A 13,793-nucleotide genomic window follows, 5' to 3' on the forward strand; every position below is an offset into this window, starting at 1 on the left:
GGGAGGCGGAGGGTGCGCCGGTCCCCGCCATGCCGCCGCTCCCACCGCTCCCCCCTTGCGCGGAACCTCACCCTCCTCCGGCCCCGAGCCGGCACGCACACCCGGATCACACCCCCGGGTGGACTTCACACGGGACCGCTCCCGACGGAACCGGCCCGCGTACACTGCGCGGCTGAATTTCGGGTGGTTCACGCCAACAACCAGAGTGTCACCCTTGACCTGTCCATGCCACCGCCGGACGATGAGCGCCGCACCTGCACCACATCCGCACGTCGCACTGAACCCCACCCCCCACTCCCACAAGGAGAATTCATGCGACTTCGCATCCGCGGCTCAGGCGGCCGCAGCGGCAGACGCACCGCCGCTCTCGCCGCACTGCTCGCCCTCGCGCTCGCCGCGCCCTTCTCCGCGAACGTGTCCGCCAACGCCGACAGCGCTGCCAAGCCGGCCCCCACGGCCGACGACGTCCGGCAGTACGAGGTCCACATCCACTCGACAGCCAAGGACCGCACGGCGCTTCAGCAGGCCGGCGTGACCGTGGACGAGGCCGACTCCCACGGCGTCGTCGTCTCCGGCCGGGCGGACCAGATCAAGAAGCTGAAGGCCCTCGGCTACGAGGTCACCCCGCTCGGCGCGGTCCCCGACCGGTCCGCCGGCGAGGACGACGTCCGCCTGTACGACTTCCCGTCCGGCGACTCGCGCTATCACAACTACGCGGAGATGACGACCGAGATCAACTCGATCGTCTCGGCCAACTCCTCCATCGCGAGCCAGCGCGTCATCGGCACGTCGTACCAGGGCCGGAACATCGTCGCCATCAAGATCAGCGACAACGTGGCGAGCGACGAGGCCGAGCCCGAGGTGCTCTTCACGCACCACCAGCACGCCCGTGAGCACCTCACCGTCGAGATGGCGCTCTACCTGCTGCGCGAGCTGACCTCCGACTACGGCAGCGACTCCCGGGTCACCAGCATGGTGAACAACCGCGAGATCTGGATCGTGCCCGACCTCAACCCGGACGGCGGCGAGTACGACATCGCCACCGGCTCGTACCGGTCGTGGCGCAAGAACCGGCAGCCCAACTCCGGTTCGTCGGCGGTCGGGACCGACCTCAACCGGAACTGGGCCTATCGGTGGGGCTGCTGCGGCGGTTCCTCGGGGTCGGCGTCCTCGGACACCTACCGGGGCGCGTCCGCCGAGTCGGCGCCGGAGGTCAAGGTCGTCGCCAACTTCGTGCGCAGCCGGGTCGTCGGCGGCGTGCAGCAGATCAAGGCCGGCGTCGACTTCCACACGTACAGCGAGCTGGTGCTGTGGCCGTTCGGGTACACGTACTCCGACACGACGACCGGGATGACCGCGGACGACCGGAACGCCTTCGCCGCGGTCGGGCAGAAGATGGCCGCGAGCAACGGCTATACGCCGGAGCAGTCCAGTGACCTGTACATCACCGACGGGTCGATCGACGACTGGCTGTGGGGCAGCCAGAAGATCTTCGGGTACACCTTCGAGATGTACCCGAGGTCCGGTGGCGGCGGCTTCTACCCGCCCGACGAGGTGATCGAGCGGGAGACGTCCCGGAACAGGGATGCAGTGCTGCAGCTGCTGGAGAACGCCGACTGCATGTACCGGTCGATCGGGAAGGAAGCCCAGTACTGCAGCTAGCTACTTGGCGTCGGCTTCCTCGACGTCCGCATCCTTGACGTCCGCTCCCTCGACGGCGTCCGCCTCCATGGCGTCCCCGTCTTCGAAGTAGGCGTCGAGGACCGCGTCGAGCTGCTCGTCCCACTCGTTGAAGCGGCTCCTGGCCGTCGCCTCGATCTCGATCGGGTACCAGCGGCGGTCAGGAGTGTGCACCGTGACGGTGTAACGCTTCCCGAAGCGCGGGGACTCCGTCTCGATCGCGCTGATCTCGTCCCAGTGGAACTCGCACTGCTGGTCGTCCAGGGAGAGCCGTACGCCCTTGTGGTCGGCGACGATACGGGCCCGGCGGTCGGCGGCCTCGAAGACGGGTCCGTCGGCTGGGGCGTCCTCGCCGTCCTCGCTGTCCTCATCGGCCTCCTCGGCCTCGTCGTCGACGTCCGCCTCGTCCTCGTCGGTGGCTTCGAGATCCATCTCCTCGACGTCTCTCACCTCGGCGTCCGTCTCCTCGGAGTCCGTCACGCCGGAAGCGGCCTCCTCGGCGGCGGCGTCCTCCTTCACGCCTTCCGGCTTGGCGGACGCGGGTGACGTGAGCCCGGGGATGAAGGCCGGGTCGAACCCGGCGCCTTCCAGGGGCTGGCTGCCTGAACCTATGCGCTGCTCCACAGCGCAGCAGTATGGTCGACAACCCTGTGTCCCGCGCAACCAGCCCCCGCATCGTTACCGGAAGATTCACATGCGAGCGGCCCCCACCAGCGCAGCAGGGGCCGCCGATATTTCCGCACCGCCGGGGCGAACGCCCCGCTGCACGAACAGACCTACACGAACAGACTCAGCACCGCCGCCACCACGAACCCGGCGAACGACAGCACGCTCTCCAGCACCGTCCACGTCTTCAACGTGTCCCGCTCGCTGATGCCGAAGTACTTGGCGACGATCCAGAAGCCTCCGTCGTTGACGTGGGAGGCGAAGATCGAGCCGGCGGAGATGGCCATGATGACGAGGGCGACGAAGGGCTGGGAGTGGTCGCCCTCGGTGAGCAGGGGGCGACGATGCCGGCCGTCGTGACGATCGCGACCGTTGCCGAGCCCTGGGCCACCCGCAGGACCAGCGAGATCAGGTAGGCCAGGACGAGCACGGGGAGGCCGACGTCGTTGAAGGTGTCGGAGAGGGCCTGGGCGACGCCGCTGGCCTTGAGGATGGCGCCGAAGACACCGCCCGCGCCGACGACCAGGAGGATGTTGCCGACCGGCTTGAGCGAGGAAGTCGACACCGTCTCCAGGGACTTGCGCGACCAGCCGCGGCGGATGCCCAGCAGGTAGTAGGCCAGGAGCAGGGCGATCGTCAGGGCCACGAACGGATTGCCGAAGAACTCGATCACCGAGCGGGTGGTGGAGGGGTCCAGGGCGATCGAGGAGAACGTGGCCGCCAGGATCAGCACCAGCGGCGTACCGATGATGCCGAGGACCGTGCCGAGCGGGACGGGCGTCTCCCGGGGCTCGACCCCGGACGCACGCTGCTCGTCGATGACCGACTGCTTCGCCTCGGCCGCCGCCTCGACCATGTCCTGCGGTACGGCGACGAAGATGCGCTTGCCGATCCACGCCGAGAACACCCACGCGGCCAGCACCGCCGGGATGCCGCAGACGATGCCCATGAGGATGACCCAGCCCAGCTGGACGTGGAGCAGACCGGCCGCCGCGACCGGGCCGGGGTGCGGCGGCAGGAAGGCGTGGGTCATCGACAGGCCGGCCAGCAACGGCAGGCAGTAGAGGAGGATGGACTTCCCCGAGCGCTTGGCGGCGGCGTACACGATCGGTGCGAGCACGAAGATGCCGACGTCGAAGAAGACCGGGATGCCGAAGATCAGGCCGGTCAGGCCCATGGCGAGGGGGGCTCGTTTCTCGCCGAAGAGGTTGAGCAGACGGGACGCCAGCACCTCCGCGCCACCGCTGACTTCGAGGATCGCGCCGAGCATGGTGCCCAGGCCGATGATGATCGCGACATGGCCGAGGATGCCGCCCATACCGGACTCGATGGTGGACACGGCGTCAGAGCGCTGGACGGTGCCGAAGAGTTCGGTGACCGACAGGCCGGCCATCAGGCCGACGGCTATGGAGACGGCGAGGAGCGCCACGAAGGGCTGCAGGCGCACCTTGATGATCAGGAAGAGCAGGAGCGCGATACCGATGGCGGCGACCGTGAGCAGTCCGGCCGTACCGTCGATGAGCAGGAGCAGACCGCCGGTGTGGGGTGGGGTCTCGGCGGGGGCCGATGCGGCGAGGGGGAAGGATATGGGGGACAATTGGGGGTCCTCGGGGTAAGTACATACTGCTTTCGGGCAGGGGGAACCGCGGCACGGCGTCCCAGGGGGTGACGGACACCATGCCGTGTGCGACGTGCGGGGGTTGAGGAGGCGTCAGCCGAGTACGGCCAGCGCGTCGATCTCGATGAGCAGCCCCGCCGGCAGGCCGACGTACACGGTCGTGCGGGCGGCGGGCGGCTGGGTGAGCCCCTGCTCCTCGAAGTAGGTGTTGTAGATCTCGTTCATCTCGGCGAAGTGGGCCACGTCCGTCAGATAGACGCGGATCATCATCACGTCGTCCCAGGAGGCGCCGCCCTCCTCCAGGATCGCCTTGACGTTGGCGAGCGTCTGGAGGGTCTGCTCGCGCAGGGTGGGGCCGGCGGGCGTCGGGGCCTGTCCCTCGACCGCGGGAAGGAATCCGACCTGGCCGGCGACCTGGAGGATGTTCCCCTTCTTCACGCCGTGCGAGAACTTCGCGGGCGGGGTGGTGTGGGTCTTCGGGGTGAGTGCGGTCTTCTCGGTCATGCGGGTGTCCTCACGGTCCTTGTCGGGGGGCTGCCGGGTTCACGGGGTTTCTGCCGGAGTACTCGCCGCTGATGCCGTCCGCCGTACGGCGCACCAGCGGGAGGAGGGTGAGGAGTTCGTCGGCGGTGACGACGACGTTCGGCGCGGAGACCGACATCGCGGCGACGACGCGGCCGTCGGCGCCGCGGATCGGTGCGGCGACGCAGTTGATGGACTCCTCGTGGCCACCGAGGTCGGTGGCCCAGCCCTGTTCGCGCACCTTCTCCAACTCCCGCAGGAATGCTGGGGCGTTGGGGGTGGAACGGGCCGTGTACATGGGGTAGTCGAGCTTCTCCGCGAGGACGCGGCGCTCGTGCTCGGGCCGGTCGGCGAGCAGCAGCTTCGCGACGGCGGCGACGGTGATGGCCACGGGCTTGCCGATCCGCGAGTACATCCGCACCGGGTACCGGCTCTCGACCTTGTCGATGTACAGCACCTCGCCCTCCTCGTACACGGCGAGGTGGACGGTGTGCCCGCACTGCTCGTTGAGGCGGGCGAGGTGGGGGTGGGCGATCTCGCGGATGTCGAGGTTCTCCATCGCCTCCTGCGCGAGCGCGATGAGGCGGGCGCCGAGGCGGTAGCGCTGGTCGGACTGGCGGTAGACGAGGCCGTGCTCGTGCAGGGTGCGCAGCAGTCGCAGCGCGGTGGACTTGTGCACCCCCAGCCGGTCGGCGACCTGACCGAGGTCGGCGGGACCCTCGGCGAGCAGCGGCAGGATGCTGAGCGCACGGTCGACGGTCTGGCTCATGGCGTACGTACCTCCTCGACGGCCCGCTCAGTGGCTTGCGTCCAGCCGGGGCCGAGTCGAAGTTTCTCCCACCCGAGGTCGTCCAGGGCGACCAGGCGGTCGGCGGTGTCGCGGGCGGGTGGTGCGGCGAGGTCGCCGGAGACGGTGAGCGCGGCGGCAGCCATCAGGTGCCCGTGCCGCAACCGCTCGCGAACGCCGAGCCCGCGCAGCGTCCCGGAAAGGAACCCGGCGGCAAAGGCATCACCGGCACCGACCGCCGCGACGACGTCGACGTGGAGGGCCGGCACGAAGGTGGTCGTCGACTCGGACTGCCCGGCGTTCACCGCCGTACGCTCGAACGCCGTAGCCCCCCGCGCCCCGTCCTTCACGACCAGCACGCGTGGCTGCGGCAGCAGTGCGCGGATCGCCTCCGGGCCGCCGGTGACGCCCCAGGCGGCCTCGGCCTCGTCGGTGCCCACGAAGACCACGTCGCAGGCGCGGGCCAGGTCCAGGAGTACGTCGGGGCCGTCGGCGTCGCGCCACAATCCCGCCCGATGGTTCACGTCGAAGGAGAGGAGCGGGCCGTCGGCCGGCCGCCGGGCGACGAGGTCGCTCATCAGCTCCAGGCAGGCGTCCGACAGTGCCGCCGTGATGCCCGACAGGTGCAGCACCCGTGCCGCCCGCACCGCCGCGAGGTCCACGTTCGCCGTGGACATCGCGGAGGCCGCGGAGCCCGCCCGGTAGTAGGCCACCTCGTGCGCGTCCGTGGCCCGGTCGCCCGCCGTGCGGAAGTACACACCCGTCGGACGCACCGGGTCCCGGCGCACGGCCGAGACGTCGACGCCGTACTCCCGGATCGCCTCGACGAGATGGTCGCCGAACCCGTCGGCGCCGACCCGGCTGACCCACCGCACGGCATGCCCTGCGGCAGCGAGACCGCACGCGACGTTGGACTCCGCGCCCCCGATCGCCCGCTCGAACGACGGCACGTCGGCGAGGCGCCCCGGCCGCGTCGGCAGGAACGTGACCATGGACTCGCCGAGCGCGACAACGTCCACGACGTCGAGGGCATTGCAGGGTCCGGTGACAGTCACGATCGTCGTAGCTCCTCGGCGGTTTCGTGGGACGCGGCTTTCGTTGACCCGCGGTTCGCCGAGATGTTAGACAGCGGTCAGCGATATACGCAATGGATGTTGCAGAGAATGCAACTCCCCAGATCAGGGAGGTTCCATGAGCACCGAGGCGCTCACCCGCCTGGCCGAGGAACGCGTCGACCACCGCTTCAAGGGCCTCCCGCCGGACGCCGACGGCCTCACCGTCGCCGAACTGGCCGCCCAGCGCCGCAACCTCTTCACCGACGGTTTCGCCACCCCCGTGCTCGCTCTGTCCGCCGAGCGCCTGGAGCACAACCTCGACCTCATGGAGACGTACGCCACCCGGCACGGTCTCGCCTTCGCCCCGCACGGCAAGACCTCCATGGCGCCGCAGCTGTTCCAGCGGCAGATCGAGCACGGGGCATGGGGCATCACCCTCGCCGTACCGCACCAGGTGCGGGTCGCCCGGGCGTACGGCACCGAGCGGATCTTCCTGGCGAACGAGCTGGTGGACGCGGCCGCCCTGCGCTGGATCGCCGGTGAGCTGACTGCCGACGAGGACTTCCGCCTCATCTGTTACGTCGACTCCGTGCGCGGCGTGGAGCAGATGGACGCGGCGCTGAGCGGCGCCGGGGCCACCCGTCCGCTGGACGTCGTCGTCGAACTGGCGGCCGGTGACGGCGCCCGTACCGGCGTCCGTACGGAGGCGGAGTGCGCGGCCGTCGCGGACGCGGTGGCCGCCGTGTCGACGCTGCGGCTGGTCGGCGTCGCCGGGTACGAGGGCGAGGTGCCGGACGCGAACCCCGAGCGGGTGCACGCCTGGCTGCGGCGGCTCGTCTCCCTCGCGGCCGAGTTCGACAAGGCCGGCCGGTTCGCCGGCCTCGACGAGATCGTCGTCAGCGCGGGCGGCAGCGCCTGGTTCGACGCGGTCGCCGACGTCTTCGCCGAGATCCCCGAACTGTCGCTGCCCGTGCTGAAGTTGCTGCGCTCGGGCGCGTACGTCTCGCACGACGACGGCCACTACCGCAAGCTCACCCCGTTCAACCGGGTCCCGCAGGAGGGCGCCCTCGAACCCGCCTTCCGCCTGTGGGCCCAGGTCGTCTCCCGCCCCACCCCCGACCAGGCCTTCGTCAACGCGGGCAAGCGCGACGCGGCGTACGACCTCGACCTGCCCTTCGCCCAGGTGGTCCGCCGCGACGGACCGGAGCGCCCGGCCACCGGCATCTCCGTGACCGCCCTGTCCGACCAGCACGCGTGGCTGCGGACGACCGAGGAGGCGGACCTGGAGGTCGGGGACTGGCTCGGCATGGGGCTGTCCCACCCGTGCACGTCGTTCGACAAGTGGCAGCTGATTCCGGTCGCCGAGGCGGACGGGACGGTCGTCGACTACATCCGCACGTTCTTCTAGGAGACAGGGGAGGTCAGCCATGGAAGAGCTGGTGATCCGGGACGCGGACGTCGTCGACGGCAGCGGCGGCCCGTCCTACCGCGCCGATGTGGTCGTGGACGGCGGCAGGATCGTGTCGATCGTCCAGGAGGCGGCAGCGGCCGGCTGCCAACGGCCCGAGGCGCGCCGGGAGCTGGACGCGGAGGGCCTGGTCCTCTCCCCCGGCTTCATCGACATGCACGCCCACAGCGACCTGGCACTGCTGCGGGACCCCGACCACAGCGCGAAGGCGGCGCAGGGGGTCACCCTGGAGGTCATCGGTCAGGACGGGCTGTCGTACGCCCCCGTCGACGACCGCACCCTCGCGGAGGTCCGCCGCGCGATCACCGGCTGGAACGGCTCCGGCGACGACATCGACTTCGACTGGCGGACGGTCGGCGAGTACCTGGACCGCCTCGACGCAGGTTTCGAAGGCCGGGGCATCGCCGTGAACGCGGCGTACCTGATCCCGCAGGGAACGGTCCGCGCGCTCGCCGTCGGCTGGGAGGACCGCGAGGCGACGCCGGACGAGCTGGACCGGATGCGGCAGTTGGTCGCGCAGGGCATGGAGCAGGGCGCGGTCGGCATGTCGTCCGGGCTGACGTACACGCCCGGCATGTACGCCAAGGACGCGGAACTGACGGAGCTGTGCCGGGTGGTGGCGTCGTACGGCGGCTACTACTGCCCGCACCACCGCTCCTACGGGGCCGGGGCCCTGGAGGCGTACGAGGAGATGGTGGCGCTGACGCGGGAGGCGGGCTGCGCGCTCCATCTCGCCCACGCCACGATGAACTTCGGCGTGAACAAGGGCAGGGCCCCGGAGCTGATGAAGCTCCTGGACGAGGCACTCTCGGCCGGTGGCGACATCACCCTCGACACCTACCCCTACACCCCCGGCTGCACGACCCTCGTCGCCATGCTGCCGAGCTGGGCGAGCGAGGGCGGCCCGGAGGCGATCCTGGCCCGCCTGTCGGACGACGACACGGCCGGGCGCATCCGCCATCACATGGAGGTCATCGGCGCGGACGGCTGCCACGGCGTGCCCATCGAGTGGGACACGATCGAGATCTCGGGCGTGACCGACCCGGCGCTCGGGGACTTCGTCGGCCGTACGATCCAGCAGTCCGCGGACGCACGGGGCGAGGCCCCTTGGGTGACCGCGCGCGGACTGCTCCTTCAGGACCGGCTGGGCTCGACGATCCTCCAGCATGTCGGCCACGAGGAGAACGTCCGGGCGATCATGCGCCACCGGGTCCACACGGGCGGCTCGGACGGCATCCTGCAGGGCACGAAGCCGCATCCGCGGGCGTACGGCACGTTCCCGCACTATCTCGGCCACTACGTACGGGAGTTGGGGGTGCTGTCCCTGGAGGAGTGCGTGGCCCATCTGACCGCGCGCCCGGCGGCGCGGCTGCGGCTGCCGGACCGGGGGCTGGTCCGCGAGGGTTACCGGGCGGACCTGGTGCTGTTCGACCCGGCGACGGTAGCGGCGGGCTCCACCTTCGAGGAGCCGCGCACGCTACCGACGGGCATCCCGCACGTACTGATCGACGGCCGCTTCGTGATCGAGGACGGCCGCCGCACGGACGTACTGGCGGGACGGGCGATCCGTGGAACCGCGTAGCCGGTCAGCCGGTCACGGCTTGGGCAGCACGCACCCGCTCGCGTTCAGGTCGAGCTTGTTGTCGACGCCGAAGCAGGCGTGGATCTGGTAGATCTGCTGGGCGTAGTTGATGCCCTGGCGGACGGTCACGTTGCCGCTCTCGTCGACCTCGCACGGGTTGTTGACCGTGCAGCGCTGGCCGTCCTCGTTGCCGGTGTTGTTGACGGCGACGACCTTGTTGGTGGCCTGGTCGATGACGGGGGAGCCGGACGTGCCGCCGATGGTGTTGCAGGCGGAGGTGTAGCGGACCGAGTCCTTGAAGGTCCAGTCGCCTTCCTTGAGGCGGTACGCGAACCCGTCGATGTTGCAGCTGTAGAGCCGCTTCCAGTAACCGGAGGCCACGGTGATGGCGGTGCCGGCGACGGGGTGGGTGTCGGCCATGGTGAGCGCGTCGATGCCGTACGAGCTCTTGATCTGCCCGTACGTGGTGGTGAGCTGGTAGAACGACACGTCCGTGTCGGTCATCGTCCCGTACGCGAGCTTGCTGGCGCGCAGGTTGGCGACCCGGTTCCCGGAGGCGTTGAGCAGACCGAACGTCCGGCTGGACGCCCGGTCGACGACGACCTCGCCGGGTCCCGGCATGCCGGTCTCCAGACAGTGGCCGTTGGACATCACCAGCGCCGGGTCGTTGTCCTCCGAGTCGGAGAATCGGACGACGGAGCCGGAGCAGTTGCTGAGCGAGACGGTGCCCGCGAAGTTGACGGCCTGGACCTTGGGGTTCAGGACCTCATTGAGGCTCTCCGTGGTGGACGTGACGGTGTCCTGGACCAGGGAGGTGACCGAGCCGGTGTCCGCGCTCTTGCCGAAGGACTCGGCCGAGTTCACGGGAGCCGCAGCCGCGGGTACGGCGCCGGCCCCGGCTATCGCCAGGGCGAGGAGGGCGGCGCCGAGAGGTTTTCTCATGTGGGGGTCCCCTCATACGGAGAAGGTGACCGGAAAATCTCCGGTCACCCACGTGTTTGTCATGCGCATTGTCACGCACGAGGGGGGTGCGGACAAGGACTTGGTTACCCGTGAGTTCAAGCCGTAGGGGATTCCCTATCACGGTGAATGGGGGGTGCGGAGAGGGCGGCGCAGGACGTTCACGGGAGGGGGCGGGGATCACCACAAGCGAGACCCCCAGGGCTTACTCACCCTGGGGGTCGCCGGCCTCGCCGTCCGTGTCATGCGCCGGCGTCGGTGCCATCCGCGGAGTCGGTGATCGGGCGGATACCGAATCCCGAGGTGTCGAGCTCGAAGCCGAACGGCGCGGGAACGTGCACCGACTCCCCGAAGGGAACGGTGGTCCGGGACCGGTACCCCTTGGGGGACGGATCCCAGAAGACGGTGACCTCCTGAAGCTGCATGTCGAGCAAGAGATACACCGGCACGACGCACCCATACGTGTACAGCTTGTCCAGCCAGTCCGCGTCCTTCGTCGACTCGGACGTCAGCTCGGCGACAAGAGAGAGAGCGGCGCCGTCGGCATGCCGGCCCGCGGCGTCGAAGGCGGCCTCGTCCGCGACGTGCAGATCGGGGCCGAGACCGCGCTCATTTCCGGGAAAGGCGAACAGAAACGGCGCCACATCAACGTCGTGCCCCTCCGGGGCATGCGGTTCCAGCTGAAGCCGCAGCGACTTCATGGCCTTCTTGTAGCGCAGCTTCGACCACGGCGACACGACGATCTTCCCCCGGATGAGCTCGGCCTTGTAGCCGTCAGGTGTGTCCAGTTCCTCGGCCATGCGGAGCATGCGCTCGAACGCCCTCGACGCCTCCGCAGGAGGGCCTTCTATGGCCGCCGGTCGTTCCGTCATGGTGGTCACCACGGTCCTCCATTGATTACAGAGCGTGTCGCGCCGTCCACGATAGCTCCGGGCCATCACAGCCGCCCGCCATTCTCCGGATAACCACCCAAACCCCGCGTCTCACGTGTCGGAAAACACGACGCAAGCCGCGTTACCGGGCCGTAAGCTCCTTCACATGCAGGTGATCCAGTCGACCAAGCTCGCCAACGTCTGTTACGAGATCCGGGGCCCGGTGCTCGAGGAGGCGATGCGGCTCGAGTCGGCGGGGCATCGGATCCTCAAGCTGAACACCGGCAACCCGGCGGCGTTCGGCTTCGAGTGTCCGCCCGAGATCCTGGAGGACATCCTCCGCAACGTGTCGTCGGCCCACGGGTACGGCGACGCGAAGGGGCTGCTCGCCGCGCGCCGGGCCGTCGTGATGCACAACCAGACCCTCGGCATCGAGACGGACGTCGAGCACGTCTTCATCGGCAACGGCGTCTCCGAGCTGATCGTCATGGCGATGCAGGGGCTCCTCGACGACGGGGACGAGGTCCTGGTGCCCGCGCCGGACTATCCGCTGTGGACCGCCGCCGTCTCCCTGTCCGGCGGTACCGCCGTGCACTACCGGTGCGACGAGCAGTCCGACTGGATGCCGGACCTCGCGGACATCGAGCGCAGGGTCACCGACCGCACCAAGGCCATCGTCATCATCAACCCCAACAATCCGACGGGGGCCGTGTACGACGAGGCCATGCTGCGGGGGCTGACGGACATCGCCCGGCGGCACAACCTGCTCGTCTGCTCGGACGAGATCTACGACAAGATCCTGTACGACGACGCCACGCACACCCCTACCGCCGCCGTCGCCCCCGACCTGCTCACGCTCACCTTCAACGGCATGTCGAAGGCGTACCGCGTCGCCGGGTACCGGGTGGGCTGGATGTCGATCTCGGGCCCGCGCGCCCACGCCGACTCCTACATCGAGGGCCTCACGATCCTCGCGAACATGCGGCTGTGCGCGAACATGCCCGGTCAGCACGGGGTCGTGGCCGCACTCAGCGGACGGCAGACCATCAACGACCTGGTGCTCCCCGGGGGACGACTGAAGGAGCAGATGGATGTCGCGTACGAGCTGCTGACGCAGATCCCCGGCGTGACATGCGTACGGCCGAAGGGGGCGCTGTACCTCTTCCCGCGCCTCGACCCCAAGGTCTTCAAGATCAAGGACGACCGGCAGATGGTCCTGGACCTGCTGCGGAGCGAGAAGATCATGGTCGTCCAGGGCACGGGCTTCAACTGGCCCGAGTCGGATCACTTCCGGGTGGTGACCCTGCCGACGGTCACGGACCTGCGGGATGCGATGGGACGGATCGGGCGGTTCCTCGACGGGTACGGCCAGCCCTGACGGCCCCGAACGGGCGCTCACGCTCCGTGTGCGGGCGGCCCTGTTGTGCGATGCGCTCAACTTTAGACGAAATCTAAGCTAGGATGGCTTCCTGTCAGAGCACAGGAGGCCATCCCCATGTACGAACCGATCCGCACCAAGTCGGTCCACAGCACGATGGCCGGCACCACCTCCGACTTCCCCCATCGGTCGCGCGAGGAGGAGCTGGACATCCAGCTCGCGGGCCATCTCGCGGCGCTGCTCGCCGTCACCGACGAGCTGCGTGCGCAGGCCCCGTCCACCGACCTCGACGAGGCCGCCCAGCGGCTCGCCGAACAGGTGGCCCGGCTGCGGGGCGGACGTGCGCCGGCCCGCGCGGCTGCCTCCGGCGGTGACGCGAGGATCGCGGCGCTGCATCACCGGGCGCATGCCCTGGCGGGGCGGGCGCTGGTCGTCGCGGCATCCCGGGCGGACACCGCTGCGGCGATCCTCGCCGCCGAGCGGATGGACGCGCACGCCGCTGCGCAGCCCGAGTCGCCGGAGCTGACCGGCGTCGGCTGACACCCCTCGAACGGCCCCGGTCCGCGTGCACCCGCAGCGACGCGCGGACCGGGTGCCACATTTTCCGTACTCTGAAGGCATGGAGTACGCGAAGATGCGCGCGATCGCCAAAGAACTCGGGGCCTATAGCGAGCACCTCGAAGGCGCCTGGAGCGTCGAGATCGGCCCGTCCGGCCCGATACTGGCCATGATGTGCCCGTCGAAGCGTCACGAGGGCACGATTCGCCGCATCTGCAAGCAGTTGGACGCACAGCTCCTCACCACGCACCCTGGTTACGGCTGCGTGCCGGGCCCCGAGATCGAGCATCCCTCCATCGGCCGCATGCGCCGCCCCGACGCCGTCGTCATCCCCGAGGACGCCCTCGACGAGGAGGGCCTCGCCGTCGATGCGACCCAGGTACTGGCGGTCATCGAGATCGTTTCCCCGTCGAACCCCAGCAACGACTACGGCGAGAAGCTCACCGAGTACTCCGCCATGGGCATCGCCCACTACCTGATCGTCGACCCGCGCACCGGCACCATCGAGGTCCACTCGGACCCGTGCAAGGAGCGCTACAGCCGCAAGGAGCCGTACATCTACGGCGACTCGGTGCCGTTCGGCCCCTGGACGGTGGAGACTTCGGCGTTCCGTCGTTACGGCAGGATCGGCAACGATACGGACTGAC

Annotated in this window: 12 protein-coding genes and 1 pseudogene; 6 read left to right on the forward strand and 7 right to left on the reverse strand. The window is 69.5% G+C overall.

Going from position 1 to position 13,793, the window contains the following annotated elements; all coding sequences use genetic code 11:
- The first annotated feature begins 312 nt into the window (after positions 1 to 312).
- The gene (locus OHO27_RS14705) at positions 313 to 1,662 is read left to right on the forward strand and encodes a M14 family metallopeptidase (protein WP_328424017.1); all 1,350 of its coding nucleotides are present in this window, start codon (positions 313 to 315) and stop codon (positions 1,660 to 1,662) included.
- Here the strand turns inward: OHO27_RS14705 and OHO27_RS14710 are convergent, their stop codons facing one another.
- From OHO27_RS14710 to OHO27_RS14730, 5 genes and pseudogenes are all read right to left on the reverse strand, one after another.
- On the reverse strand, positions 1,663 to 2,304 hold the full coding sequence (locus tag OHO27_RS14710; RefSeq protein ID WP_328424019.1) for a hypothetical protein: 642 nt from the start codon (positions 2,302 to 2,304) through the stop codon (positions 1,663 to 1,665).
- A 152-nt stretch (positions 2,305 to 2,456) separates the two neighbouring features.
- A pseudogene (locus OHO27_RS14715) lies at positions 2,457 to 3,934 on the reverse strand (GntP family permease).
- Positions 3,935 to 4,057: 123 nt separating this feature from the next.
- Positions 4,058 to 4,468: a RidA family protein gene (locus tag OHO27_RS14720; RefSeq protein ID WP_328424020.1), complete on the reverse strand. Its 411-nt coding sequence runs from the start codon at positions 4,466 to 4,468 to the stop codon at positions 4,058 to 4,060.
- Positions 4,469 to 4,478: 10 nt separating this feature from the next.
- Positions 4,479 to 5,255 carry an IclR family transcriptional regulator gene (locus tag OHO27_RS14725; RefSeq protein ID WP_328424022.1) on the reverse strand — a complete coding sequence of 259 codons (777 nt, stop codon included), beginning with the start codon at positions 5,253 to 5,255 and terminating at the stop codon, positions 4,479 to 4,481.
- Positions 5,252 to 6,328: a sugar kinase gene (locus OHO27_RS14730; protein ID WP_328424024.1), complete on the reverse strand. Its 1,077-nt coding sequence runs from the start codon at positions 6,326 to 6,328 to the stop codon at positions 5,252 to 5,254. Before OHO27_RS14730 ends, OHO27_RS14725 begins: the two co-directional genes overlap by 4 nt.
- A 136-nt stretch (positions 6,329 to 6,464) precedes the next feature.
- On the opposite strand from OHO27_RS14730, the gene OHO27_RS14735 reads away from it, so the two are divergent.
- The gene (locus tag OHO27_RS14735; RefSeq protein WP_328424026.1) at positions 6,465 to 7,736 is read left to right on the forward strand and encodes an amino acid deaminase; all 1,272 of its coding nucleotides are present in this window, start codon (positions 6,465 to 6,467) and stop codon (positions 7,734 to 7,736) included.
- Between the two features lie 19 nt (positions 7,737 to 7,755).
- Positions 7,756 to 9,378, forward strand: a complete 1,623-nt coding sequence (locus OHO27_RS14740) for an N-acyl-D-amino-acid deacylase family protein (protein ID WP_328424028.1) — start codon at positions 7,756 to 7,758, stop codon at positions 9,376 to 9,378.
- A gap of 12 nt (positions 9,379 to 9,390) precedes the next feature.
- On the opposite strand, the gene OHO27_RS14745 is transcribed toward OHO27_RS14740, so the two are convergent.
- The gene (locus OHO27_RS14745; RefSeq protein ID WP_328424030.1) at positions 9,391 to 10,320 is read right to left on the reverse strand and encodes a S1 family peptidase; all 930 of its coding nucleotides are present in this window, start codon (positions 10,318 to 10,320) and stop codon (positions 9,391 to 9,393) included.
- A 260-nt stretch (positions 10,321 to 10,580) separates the two neighbouring features.
- On the reverse strand, positions 10,581 to 11,210 hold the full coding sequence (locus OHO27_RS14750; protein ID WP_328430433.1) for a Uma2 family endonuclease: 630 nt from the start codon (positions 11,208 to 11,210) through the stop codon (positions 10,581 to 10,583).
- A gap of 166 nt (positions 11,211 to 11,376) precedes the next feature.
- On the opposite strand from OHO27_RS14750, the gene OHO27_RS14755 reads away from it, so the two are divergent.
- The 3 genes from OHO27_RS14755 (at position 11,377) to OHO27_RS14765 (ending at position 13,792) form a co-directional block, all read left to right on the forward strand.
- Positions 11,377 to 12,588 (forward strand): pyridoxal phosphate-dependent aminotransferase, encoded by a 1,212-nt coding sequence (locus tag OHO27_RS14755; RefSeq protein WP_328424032.1) that lies wholly within the window; start codon positions 11,377 to 11,379, stop codon positions 12,586 to 12,588.
- Between the two features lie 117 nt (positions 12,589 to 12,705).
- Positions 12,706 to 13,128, forward strand: coding sequence for an SCO4983 family protein (locus tag OHO27_RS14760; protein ID WP_328424034.1), 423 nt, complete (start codon positions 12,706 to 12,708; stop codon positions 13,126 to 13,128).
- 79 nt (positions 13,129 to 13,207) lie between these two features.
- On the forward strand, positions 13,208 to 13,792 hold the full coding sequence (locus OHO27_RS14765) for a Uma2 family endonuclease (RefSeq protein WP_328424036.1): 585 nt from the start codon (positions 13,208 to 13,210) through the stop codon (positions 13,790 to 13,792).
- Position 13,793: the final 1 nt, after the last annotated feature.

This window comes from Streptomyces sp. NBC_00443 (assembly GCF_036014175.1).
Lineage (GTDB): Bacteria > Actinomycetota > Actinomycetes > Streptomycetales > Streptomycetaceae > Streptomyces.